This is a genomic window from Kitasatospora sp. NPDC008115, assembly GCF_042957205.1.
Lineage (GTDB): Bacteria > Actinomycetota > Actinomycetes > Streptomycetales > Streptomycetaceae > Kitasatospora.
In genome coordinates this window covers 61,777-73,078 of the sequence record NZ_JBIBHU010000038.1, presented here as the reverse complement: position 1 = coordinate 73,078, position 11,302 = coordinate 61,777, and the positions used below count along the sequence as shown (strand labels likewise).

Genomic DNA, 11,302 nt, shown 5'->3' with positions numbered 1-11,302 from the left:
AGGGGGGACCCTGTGGGAGAGTAGGACGCCGCCGAACAATTCTTCTGAGAAGCCCCTGCCGGGGATACCGGCAGGGGCTTTTCGCATTTCCAGGGGGGCCGCCAGCGGCATCAGGCCGGCGGGGGTGGACCTAGCACCACCTCAAAGTCGGGTGGGACGGCCAGTGCGCGCGGGCGGGTGTGCGGGGAAAACTGGGCCAGGACGATCGGAGCCGGTCTGCGGCATCGGCATCATCATCGGCATCGGCAACAGGAGCATGCGTGGCAACGGAGAGTCGGATCAGCGGGGGCGGTGGCGTGCGCGTCCGGACCGAGGCGGCGCTCGTGGCGGGGGGCGTCGGGCTGGTCCGGTTGTCGCTGCTGGTGCTGGGCACGGTCCCGGCCGTGGTGGTGCCGGTCGTCGGTGCGCTGTTCGCCGGCGCCACCGTCGCGTGGATGCTGGAGGCCTACTACCCGGCGGCGTTGTTCGCGCTGTTCGCCGGTGTGGTGGCGGGTCTGACGCTGGCCGGGGTGTTCGTGCGCCCCTCCGCCCGTCGGACGCGGGAGCGGCTCGCCAACTGGTACGGGATCCGGGTGCCGGTCTCGTACAGTCCGCGGCCGGCGCTGGAGATGGACGAGCGCGGTCACTGGTGGACGGGCTACTCCTACCACCGCTCCCACAACGTCGCCCGGCTCGCGCAGCTGCTGCACTGGGCGGTGCGGGACCGGGCCACCCGGTCCGAGATGCTCTGGCTGGTGATCGGCCCGCTGCTGGTGGTCGCGCTCGGGGCGATGGTGGCGGGGCTGCTGGCGGGCGGGGTGACGTACCTGGTCGTGGCGGTGCTGAGCTACGAGTCCTACGGGCCGACCTCCACGGGCGCCGTGACGGCGCTGTTCTCCGTCCTGCTGGGGCTCGGGCTGATGGCGCTGGGAGTGCTGCTGGCGCCGTACGCGGTGCGGGCGTACGCGGAGGTGGCCCGGCGGGTGCTGGACCAGGACGGCCGGGCCACGCACGCCCAGCTGACCCGGCGGGTGGCCGAGCTGACCGAGACCCGTGCCGACGCGGTCGGCAACCAGGCGGCGGAGCTGCGGCGGATCGAGCGGGACCTGCACGACGGGGCGCAGGCGCGGCTGGTCGCGATCGGGATGACGCTGGGCACCATCGAGCACCTCATGGAGACCGACCCGGCGGCGGCGCGCGAGCTGCTCTCCGAGGCCCGGCAGTCCTCGGCGCGGGCGCTCCAGGAGCTGCGCGACCTGGTGCGCGGCATCCATCCGCCGGTGCTGGCCGAGCGCGGGCTGGGCGACGCGGTGCGGGCGCTGGCGTTGGACAGCGCGCTGCCGACCGAGGTCTTCGTGAGCCTGCCGGACCGGCTCCCGGCGCCGGTGGAGGCCACGGCGTACTTCAGCGTCTGCGAGCTGTTGGCCAACGCGGCCAAGCACTCGGGTGCCGAGCAGGTCTGGGTGGACATCCTCTACCGGGCGGGCCGGCTGCGGGTCACGGTGACGGACGACGGGGTCGGCGTGGCGGATCCCGCCCGGGGGACCGGGCTGCGCGGGATCGAACGCCGATTGGGTACCTTCGACGGTGTCCTCGCCATCGACAGTACGTCGGGCGGTCCGACCACCATCACCTTGGAGCTGCCGTGCGAGTTGTCCTCGCAGAGGACCTCTACCTCCTTCGAGAAGGTCTGATCCGCCTGCTGGAAGCGCACGGCTTCACGATCGCCGCCGCGGTCGAGACCGGCCCGGAGCTCCTGGACGCGCTGCTGACGCATCGTCCGGACGTGGCGGTGGTCGACGTCCGGCTGCCGCCGACGCTCACCGACGAGGGTCTGCAGGCCGCGCTGAAGGCGCGCCGGGAGATCCCCGGCCTGCCGGTGCTGGTGCTGTCGCAACACGTCCAGCAGCTCTACGCGCGGGAGTTGCTGGCCGACGGCACGGGCGGGATCGGCTATCTGCTGAAGGACCGGGTCTTCGCCGCCGACCAGTTCATCGACGCGGTCCGCCGGGTGGCGGCCGGCGGGACCGCGATGGACCCGGACGTCATTGCGAAGCTGATGCAGACCACCTCCCGCCGACCCGGCCCCTTGCAGCGGCTGTCGCCCCGTGAGCGGGAGGTGCTGGAGCTGATGGCGGAGGGCTGCTCGAACTCGGCGATCGCCGGCCGGCTGACGGTGAGCGACGGCGCGGTGGCCAAGCACATCGCCAACATCTTCACCAAGCTCGAACTGGCCCCGGCGGAGGACGCGAACCGCCGGGTGATGGCCGTGCTGGCGTACCTCAACGGCACGGCGGGGCGGACCGTCTGACCGGCCGCCCGTCGGCGGTGGTGTGACGGCCCGGGCTGCGAGAACGCTGGGACAGGTGTACGAGTAAACTCCGGTGGGCCGAGCCCGGAGGTGCCTCAGCCGTCCGGCGCCCCGACTCGCGGGAACCGGCAGCCGGGGCAGCGTACGGCCGCAGCCGACATCCAGGGGTTGATAGACGTAATGGCACGCCCATCGCTCACCAAGGCCCACCGGGTCCTGCTCGGCCTGGTCGCGGCCGGGGCCTGTGTCATCTCAGGGATCGGCTTCGCCGGCTCGTACAACGCGGTCAAGGAGCTGGCCGAGGAGAAGGGTTTCGGTGCCTTCTCCTACGCCTTCCCGATCGGCGTGGACGCGGGCATCGTGGTGCTGCTCGCGCTGGACCTGGTGCTGACGTGGCTTCGCATACCCTTCCCGCTGCTGCGGCAGACCGCCTGGCTGCTGACCGTCGCGACGATCGCCTTCAACGCCGCGGCCTCCTGGGGCGACCCGCTCGGGATGGGCATGCACGCGGTCATCCCGCTGTTGTTCGTCGTGGTGGTCGAGGCCTCGCGGCACGCGGTCGGCCGGATCGCGGCGATCACGGCGGACCGGCACATGGAGTCGGTCCGGGTGATGCGCTGGGTGCTGTCCCCGGTGCCGACCTTCCGGCTCTGGCGGCGGATGAAGCTGTGGGAGCTGCGCTCGTACGACGAGGTCGTCCGGCTGGAGCAGAACCGGCTGGTCTACCGGGCGCAGCTGCGTTTCCGGTACGGGCGGGGCTGGCGCCGTGCGGCGCCGATCCAGGCGCTGCTGCCGCTGAAGCTGGCCAAGTACGGGGTGCCGCTGGACCCGGCGGTGTTCGACCGGATGGACGAGGAGTCGCAGGCGGCGCGCGAGGTGAAGGAGGCTCGGGAGGCCGAGGCGGCGGCCCGCGCGGAGGCCCTGGCCGCCCAGGAGGCCCGGGCGCTGGCGGAGAGCCGTGCGGCGGCGGCCCTCGGGCCGACCGGGCTGGAGGAGCCGGGGCGGCAGGAGGAGCAGGCCCGGCCCGAGGCCGAGTCGGTGCCGGCCAGTCCGGAGCCCCTGCCAGCTGAGGTCGCGGCGCCGATGCTCGCCAAGCTCGCCCAGGTCCGGCTTCGGGCGGCGCAGGAGCCTGAGGGCGAGGAGGCGGTCCCGCCGCAGCCGAGGGACGAGCTGAACGTCTGGACCGAGCGTGCCGTGCGGACGACCGGACACTCGAGCGATGCCGCGCCGGGCGGCCGGGTGCCGGGTCAGGCCTCTCCGTGGTTCAAGCCGCCGCGCCCGACCGGTGCGGAGGAACCGCAGGAGGCGCATCAGGCCGTCGTCGCGCGCGGTGTCGACGGGGAGGAAGAGGCGCCGCCGTACGCCGACTACCCGGAGGAGTTCCCGCAGGAGCCGGACTTCGACGAACTGCGGGAGTTCCCGGAGGAGGCGGTGGCGGTCGAGCGCCCGCTGCGGCCGGGGCCGTACCGGCTGGACCCGGAGTTGGCATACCAGGGACTGGTCAGCTACCTCGACAGCCACGAGGGGCAGCAGCCCAACGCGGAGCGGCTCGCGGACTGGTTGACCCGGGAGTTCGGCGTGAGCGGCAGCCGTTCGGACGGGGCGGTGCACCCGAAGGACGTCGATCGGCTCATCCCCGAGCTGCGGGACCGGTACGCGGCTTCCGGGAGGGACTGACGGGCGCGGGCGACCGCGCGGATGTTTGCCTGAGGAGCGGCGGATGGCGCAGATCGGGACGGGCGGAGCCGGGCCGGCGGGCGGAGCTGGTTTCTCCGCCGCCGCCAGAACGGCCGTGGACGCGCTGCTGGCGCCGGTCGACGCCGAGCTGGCCCGCCGCTACCCGGGCGATCGGGGCGGCCGTCAGCCGGTCCACACCGTCTACGTGCCGGCCGACGTCTTCGGCGCCGACACGGTGCGGACCTGGGGCCGGCGGGCGCTGGAGGCCTTCGACACCCACGCCGGGACCCCGGCCGAGCTGGCCCGCGCGCTCGGCGTGTCGGACGACGCGCTGCTCGCCGAGGTGCACCGCCGGGTGCGGGCCAAGCTGGAGCGCGAGCCGGTCGAGGACCTGCGGATCGACTTCGAGGACGGCTACGGGCGGCGGCCCGGCGCCGAGGAGGACGCGGACGCCGTCCGGGTGGCCGGACTGGTCGCCGCCGCGGTGGCCGACGGTGGCGCCCCGCCGTACGTCGGCATCCGGGTCAAGTGCCTGGAGGCGGCCGTCCGGGAGCGCGGCATCCGCACCCTGGAACTCTTCCTCGCCACCCTGCTGGCCCACGGCGGACTGCCCGACGGGCTGGTGCTCACCCTGCCCAAGGTGACCTACGCGGAGCAGGTCACCGCGCTGGTCCGGCTGTTGGAGGACTTCGAGCGCACCGCCGGGCTGCCGGCCGCCCGGCTCCGTTTCGAGATCCAGATCGAGACCACCCAGGCGATCCTCGGCCCGGACGGGCGGGCCACCGTCGCCCGGATGATCGAGGCGGCCGAGGGGCGGGCCACCGGTCTGCACTACGGCACCTTCGACTACAGCGCGGCGTGCGGGGTCGCCGCCGACCGGCAGAGCATGGACCACCCGGTCGCCGACCACGCCAAGGCGGTGATGCAGGTGGCCGCCGCCGGGACCGGGGTCCGGCTCTCGGACGGCTCCACCAACGTGGTCCCGGGCGGGACCACCGCCGAGGTGCACGCCGCCTGGAGGCTCCACCACGGCCTGGTCCGCCGCTCGCTCGCCCGCGCCTACTACCAGGGCTGGGACATGCACCCGGCGCACCTGCCGACCCGGTACGCCGCGGTCTACTCCTTCTACCGGGAGGGCTTCGCCCCGGCCGCCGCCCGGCTGGCCGCCTACGTGGCGGGGGCGGGCGGTGCCGTCCTGGACGAGCCGGCGACGGCGAGGGCGCTGAGCGGCTACCTGTTGCGCGGGCTGGACTGCGGGGCGGTGGACGCCGCCGAGGCCGGCGAGGCGACCGGCCTGGACCGCGCAGCGCTGGAGGCTCTCGCCAGCCGCCGCTGAAGCCGATCGCGGCCGGTCCGCGACCGGCCGGGGGTTAGGCTGGCGGAGCGGTCCCCGGGCGATTCGTCGCCCGGCGTGCGCCGCGCCGCCCGCCCCTCGTCGCCGTCCGGGAGAACCGCCGCGCCATGTCCGCCACACCGGAGCCGACCCCCAGGCCGTACCTGACCATCCGGAACGCGGGCACGCACGAGCTGGAGATCAAGAAGTCCCGGTTCATCTGCCACCTCGCCCGGGTCGCCGACGAGGAGGAGGCCCAGACGTTCATCGCGGGCATCCGCAAGCAGTACTGGGACGCCCGGCACAACTGCACCGCCTTCGTCGTCGGCGACGAGCAGCGCCGCGAACGCTCCAGCGACGACGGCGAGCCCGGCGGGACGGCGGGCGTGCCGATGCTGGAAGTCCTGCGCCGACGCGGCGTCACCGACACGGTCGCGGTGGTGACCCGGTACTTCGGCGGGATCAAGCTCGGCGCGGGCGGTCTGGTGCGGGCGTACGGGAGCGCGGTGTCGGAGGCGCTGGACGAGGTCGGGCTGCTGGAGCGGCGGCCGGTCGCGCTGCTCGCGGTGACGGCGGACCACACCCGGGCCGGGCGGGTGGAGAACGACCTGCGGGCGGCCGGGTTCACCGTGAGCGACCTGGCCTACGAGGCGGCCGGGGTGCGGATCGAGGTCGGGGTGCCGGAGCCGGAGGTCGCGGCGTTCCACACCTGGCTGGCCGAGGCGACCGGTGGGACGGCGGTCGCGGTGGCGGCGGGACGTACCTACGTCGAGGTGCCGGTCTGAGCGGTCGCCCGGCGCGGGCGGCGGACCGTCCGGCGGGCGGAACCGTACAGGTGTACCGGTTCCGGACAGCTTTTCGGGCGGTTTCCGGCCGGTTTCCGGCCACCCGGTTTCGGGGCCGGGGCGCCCTGCCTAGCCTGGTCGGATTCCGCCGAGCAGGGAGCCGACACCGCGATGCCCGTCGTCCGGACCATCACCCTGGGCCCGGGGGACAGCACCGGCTGGCACTACCACCCGGGCCGGGTCGACGTCGTGGTGCTCGCCGGCACGCTGACCCGGACCCTGCACGACGGCCGGGTGGAGGTCAGCCACGCCGGTGACTGCCTGGTGGAGCACGCCGGGCCGGTGCACGTCCACGTCGGCCGGAACGACGGGACCGTGCCGGTGGTCCTGGTCGCCCGCTACGAGGCACCGGCGGGCCGCCCGCTCGCGGTGCCCGTGCCGGTGCCCGGGTGGAGCCGCAGCGGCGCCGGACACCGCGCCGACTGACCCCGTCGCAGCCCCAGCAGATCCTCGTCGTCCGCGCCGGACGGCTTGAGCAGATTCACCCGAATGTAGTGACGTGGCCCGGAGTTGGAACTTCCGCTCCGGGCCATGGCGTTTCCTGGGCACAGGTCCGGCGAACCGGACCAATGACCCATCGATGGAGGACACGGGACCCCACCACCGAACCCGGAGGTATGTGCATGACCTCGGAACGCTCCTCGTCGTCGTTTCCCGCCCAGGCCGGCCCCTCCGGCCCCGGCGGACCAGCGACGCCCTACCGGATGACCGTCACCACCGCCCTCCCGCACACCGACGCCCTCGCCCTCGCCGACCAGTGCCTCGCCGCCTGGCTGAAGCGGGAATGGCGCGAGGAACCCCCGCCCCTCGAACCCACCGCCCCCGCCGGCCCGGGCGCGCCCGCGGCCGAACGGCTCCGGCTCGGCGAGCGCGTCCTGCTGGACCGCGACGGCGGCCCGCTCGGCGGCCCACTCGACGGCCCGCCGCCCGGCGGCCGCTACGACCGCCGACGGATCGCCACCCCCGCCCCGCACGGCACCGACCGGCTCACCCTCACCGTGGCGACCGGGGCCACGGGCCCGACCTGGCTCCGGCTGGAGGCCGCGACCCACACCACCGGCAGCGGTGTGCGCACCCCCGGCCGGGTGCCGGTGCCCGAAATGGTCCGCGCCCTGCTGCCCCTGCTGGACGCGGCCGACGGCCCGGCCGCCCTACCGGCCGCGCCCCGGGTGCTCACCGCAGCCGGGGTCGACCGGCTCGTCGACGAGCTCTGCGACCCGGACCGCCGGATGCCCACCGTGGTGGCCAGCGTCCCGGCCGGCCACGGCGCCGGGCAGTGGCTCGCGGACGTCGTCGGCCCGCTCTGCGACCAGCTGCCCGGGCTCGCCGGCCTGTACGTCCTCGACGCCGACGCCCGGACCAGGTTCAACGTTGCCCTCGAGTACCACGCCGTCTACGGCGGCGCGGTGCGCACCTACCTGCCCGAGGTCGACCCGGCCTCCCGGCGGGACGGCCGCCGGCACCCGGTGCTGGCGCGGAACCGGATCGAGGAGGACCCGCGCCGCGCGGCCGCCCTGCTGGCCCGCGAACCGCGCCGGCTCGCCGCCGAACGGCCGCTGCCACCGGTGCTGGCGGCCGTCCCCGCCCTGCGGGTACCCCGTCCCGCCCCGGAAGCCGCACCCCCCGGGCCCGCCCACGGGCGCGAGGAACACGGGCGGGTCGCGCACCCGGCCCGGCACGAGGGCCGCCGGGAACGCCGCCACGAGCGGCCCAAGCCCAAGGCGCTGCCGGGCGGAACCACCACCGGACGGGCGGTAGGCCCCGGTCAGGGGCGGGTGTCCGTCGGCCGGCTCTGCGCCGCGCCGGGCGGCGCGGGAGCGCTCACCGCGCCGGCCGCGCCCACCCGCAGGTCCGGGCGGCGGCGCGCCGGACCGCCCGGCGGCCGCAGCGCGGTCCCGCTCACCTTCACCGAGCTGATGGAGCGGCTCGGCGAGTTCCCGCTGCTCACCTTCACCGGCGACCAGAAGGCCGCGCTCGCCCTCGACGAACTGCGCTGCGCCGGCGGCGGCTGGGCCCGGCTGACCTGGGACGGCCTCACCGCGCTCCAGGAGTACGCCGAGGCCGCCGTGCGCGGCCAGGCGGGCGGCGACTTCAAGCAGTGGTGCGAGCGCACCCCGGCCGGCTGCCACCGCTTCCCGCCCCGCAAGGCGGTGCGCGGCGAGTCCCGGACGGTGCACAGCCACGCCAAGTGGAAACGAGAACGGATGCTCCCGGTTCCGGAATGCGTGGACGCCTCCCGGCGCGCGTTCATGGGCGCGCACCTGCGGATCGGCGGCGGTCGCACCGCGCCCCGGCTGCACTACCTCGACGATTGCTCGGGCAGTGGCCGGATCTATGTCGGCTACATCGGGCTGCACCTGACCAACACCCGCACCAACTGAGAGGCTTGGCTGACCGGTGCGCCCGTTCGGTGGACAATGTCCGGAAGGGGGCGGGCCTCGGGGTGGCCGACGGGTCGCCGACCGCCCCCGGGCAGGCCCGGACGAGCATGGGGGAACGACCACCGATGCAGTACTCAGCAGACGGCCAGTCCGACGGTGCTGTCACGGCCCCCCAACCGGGTTTCCTCGCCTCGGTCTTCCGTGACCTCGGGGTCGAGCCGGAGGACGACGGCCCGACCGTCCGGCCCCCCGGCGGCCCGTCCGGCCCCTCGGACGGCCCGTCACCCGACGGTCCGCCGGGCGTGGGCGGCGACGAGGCCGTCGCCGCCCACGCCCGGGCCGCCGCGCTCACCCACCACCGCACGCTCACCGTCCAGGCCGAGCAGGAGCGGCTGGCCGGCCTGCTCCGGCGCACCGCGCTGCCCGTCTCGGCCATGGACTTCGAGAGCCAGCTGCGCCGCTACGAACCGCGCCCCTACCCGGCCGACGGGCCGGACACGGCGGGCGGCGAGGACCCGGAGCCGCGCTGGGAGGACTTCGCGCCCGAAGGGCCGCCGGCCGCCGACCCCGACGAGGCCCCGTCCCGCCGGCTGCTCGACTCCGGCTACCAGCGCGAGCTGGCCCAGGCCCGGCTCGCCCACCAGCGCGCCCTGCGCGAATGGCGCACCCGGCAGGCCGACGCCGTCGACCCGGTCGCCGACGAGTCCCGGCGCGCCCACCACGAGGCCGAGGAGGCCCGGGCGCGCGCGGTGCGCGAGTACAACGAGTCGCTGGAGGAGTGCCGCCGCGCCTACCGGCAGGCCGAGCCGGCCGCCGTCGAGTCACTGCTGGAGCGCGCCCTCGCCGCCGCCGAGACCCACACCCAGGACCTGCCGGCGCCCTGCCGCGCCGTCTACCGGCCGCTGACCCGCACCGCCGTGCTCGACCTCGACCTGCCGGCCCTCGACGTGGTGCCCTCGCTGACCGGCTACCGGCTCGGCCCGGACGGCGAGAGCCTTCCGGTGCCGCGCCCGCCGGCCGACCGGTCCGCCGACTACCTGCGGCTGGTCGCCCGGCTCGCCCTGCGCGCTCTGCAGGCCGCCGACGCCGTCGACACCGACGAGATCCTCGCCGGGGTCGTGCTCAACGGCTGGCTGCGCGAGCCCGCCGGGGCCGAGCCGCTCTGTCTGGTCAGCGTGGACGCGGACCGCGACGCCCTGGCCCGCACCAGGCTGCTGCCGCCCGCCGACCCCGACGAGCAGCCCGACGGCGAGGGCGTCTACGCGGACGCCGAGCAGGACGAGGCCCTGGTCCGGCTGCGCGGGCTCGGCGCCGCCGTCAGCCCCGACCCCTACGGCCGGGCGGGCGTCGAGCCGGCCGCGCAGGCGGCGGCCACCGTCCCGGCCGCGCCGGACCTGTCGGCGAACGAGTTCGCCCAGCTGGTCCGCGAGCTGCTCACCCGCGGCGGGCTGGGCCAGTGGAGCGTGCGGCTGCGCGGCCCGGCCGGGCTGGTGGCCACCGGCGAGGGGCCGGCCGGCAGCGCGCTGCCCGGCCGCTGGGTGGTCTGGGCCTCGCGCGGCGACGGACCGGTGGGGGAGGAGGAGATCCACACGCTGGCGGAGGCGGTCCGCGAGGAGGCCGCCGAGCGCGGGCTGCGGCTGACCACCGGCCACTTCACCGACGGGGCGCTCGACCTGACCGGCGCGGGCGGGCACCGGCACATCCACCTGGTCGACGGGGACGGCGTGCGCGAGCTGGCGCGCACCCAGCTGGGCCTGCCGCTCGCCGCCGGGCGCTGAGCCGCGCCCCGGCCGCCGCCGGTCCGCGGGCTCACCCCGACGGCCCGTCCGGCGGGCGTCGGCCGGCGGGCTGCCCGACGCTGGGGGACACGGCCGTCCGGCACCGGTCGCCGGCCGGCCCGGGGACGTCGGAACACGGGGGGAGACGAGTGAACAGACGGTCCGTCACGGGGTGGCACCGGTGACCGCGGTCCTGGTCGCCGCGGGCGCGTTCCTGATGACGCTGATCGGCGGCTGGGTCGCGCAGCGCACCGGGGACCGCCGCCACCTGGTGCTCGGCTTCGCCGCCGGGCTGATGCTCGGGGTGGTCGCCTTCGACCTCCTCCCGGAGGCGCTGCACCAGGCGCCCGAGGAGGTCCACGGGGTGCCGCAGGCGCTGCTGATGTTCGCGGCCGGCTTCCTCGCCATCCACATCGTCGAGCGGGCGGTGGCGATCCACCGCGGCCACGAGGCGGAGTACGCCGAGCACACCCACGGCCAGCGCTCCGCGCAGGGACAGGCCCAGGAGCCGGCCCACGGGCACGCCCACGGCCGTGCCCGCTCCGGAGTCAACGGGCACCAGGGCGTCGGCCTGACCGCCGCCCTCGCCCTGGTCGGCCACAGCGTGATGGACGGCTTCGCGATCGGCGCGGCCTTCCAGGCCGGGACGACGGTCGGGACGGTGGTGGCGATCGCCGTGGTCGCGCACGACTTCGCCGACGGCTTCAACACGTACACGCTCACCCGGCTCTACGGGAACAACCGGCGGCGGGCGCTGACCCTGCTCGCGGCGGACGCGCTCGCCCCGGTCACCGGTGCCGCGATCACCCTGCTGTTCACCATCTCCGAGCACCTGCTCGGCCTCTACCTGGGGTTCTTCGCCGGGTTCCTGCTCTACCTGGCGACCTCCGACATCCTGCCCGAGGCGCACAGCCCGCACCCCTCGCGGACCACACTGCTCTGCACCCTCGCCGGGGTGGGCTTCATGTGGCTGGTGATCGGCTTCGCCGGCTGACGCC

Annotated in this window: 9 protein-coding genes; all 9 read left to right on the top strand. The window is 75.6% G+C overall.

All coding sequences use genetic code 11. The annotated features are described in order from the left end of the window. Window positions 1-260: 260 nt before the first annotated feature. The 9 genes from ACFZBX_RS33940 (at window position 261) to ACFZBX_RS33900 (ending at window position 11,298) form a co-directional block, all read left to right on the top strand. Entirely contained in the window at window positions 261-1,673 is a 1,413-nt protein-coding gene (locus ACFZBX_RS33940) for a sensor histidine kinase (RefSeq protein WP_391537643.1), read from the top strand. Further along, a complete protein-coding gene (locus ACFZBX_RS33935; protein WP_380763893.1) occupies window positions 1,625-2,290 on the top strand; it encodes a LuxR C-terminal-related transcriptional regulator in 666 nt (221 codons plus the stop codon). Before ACFZBX_RS33940 ends, ACFZBX_RS33935 begins: the two co-directional genes overlap by 49 nt. 180 nt (window positions 2,291-2,470) lie before the next feature. After that, window positions 2,471-3,967, top strand: a complete 1,497-nt coding sequence (locus ACFZBX_RS33930) for a DUF2637 domain-containing protein (RefSeq protein WP_391537642.1) — start codon at window positions 2,471-2,473, stop codon at window positions 3,965-3,967. Between the two features lie 43 nt (window positions 3,968-4,010). Beyond that, window positions 4,011-5,303, top strand: a complete 1,293-nt coding sequence (locus tag ACFZBX_RS33925; protein WP_391537641.1) for a DUF6986 family protein — start codon at window positions 4,011-4,013, stop codon at window positions 5,301-5,303. Between the two features lie 125 nt (window positions 5,304-5,428). Continuing rightward, on the top strand, window positions 5,429-6,085 hold the full coding sequence (locus tag ACFZBX_RS33920; protein ID WP_391537640.1) for a YigZ family protein: 657 nt from the start codon (window positions 5,429-5,431) through the stop codon (window positions 6,083-6,085). Between the two features lie 171 nt (window positions 6,086-6,256). After that, the gene (locus ACFZBX_RS33915) at window positions 6,257-6,571 is read left to right on the top strand and encodes a cupin domain-containing protein (protein WP_391537639.1); all 315 of its coding nucleotides are present in this window, start codon (window positions 6,257-6,259) and stop codon (window positions 6,569-6,571) included. A gap of 197 nt (window positions 6,572-6,768) precedes the next feature. Beyond that, a complete protein-coding gene (locus ACFZBX_RS33910) occupies window positions 6,769-8,526 on the top strand; it encodes a hypothetical protein (protein ID WP_391537638.1) in 1,758 nt (585 codons plus the stop codon). A gap of 125 nt (window positions 8,527-8,651) precedes the next feature. After that, window positions 8,652-10,304 carry a restriction endonuclease gene (locus ACFZBX_RS33905; RefSeq protein WP_391537637.1) on the top strand — a complete coding sequence of 551 codons (1,653 nt, stop codon included), beginning with the start codon at window positions 8,652-8,654 and terminating at the stop codon, window positions 10,302-10,304. A 217-nt stretch (window positions 10,305-10,521) separates the two neighbouring features. Next, the gene (locus tag ACFZBX_RS33900; RefSeq protein ID WP_391537646.1) at window positions 10,522-11,298 is read left to right on the top strand and encodes a ZIP family metal transporter; all 777 of its coding nucleotides are present in this window, start codon (window positions 10,522-10,524) and stop codon (window positions 11,296-11,298) included. The last annotated feature ends 4 nt before the right edge of the window (window positions 11,299-11,302 follow it).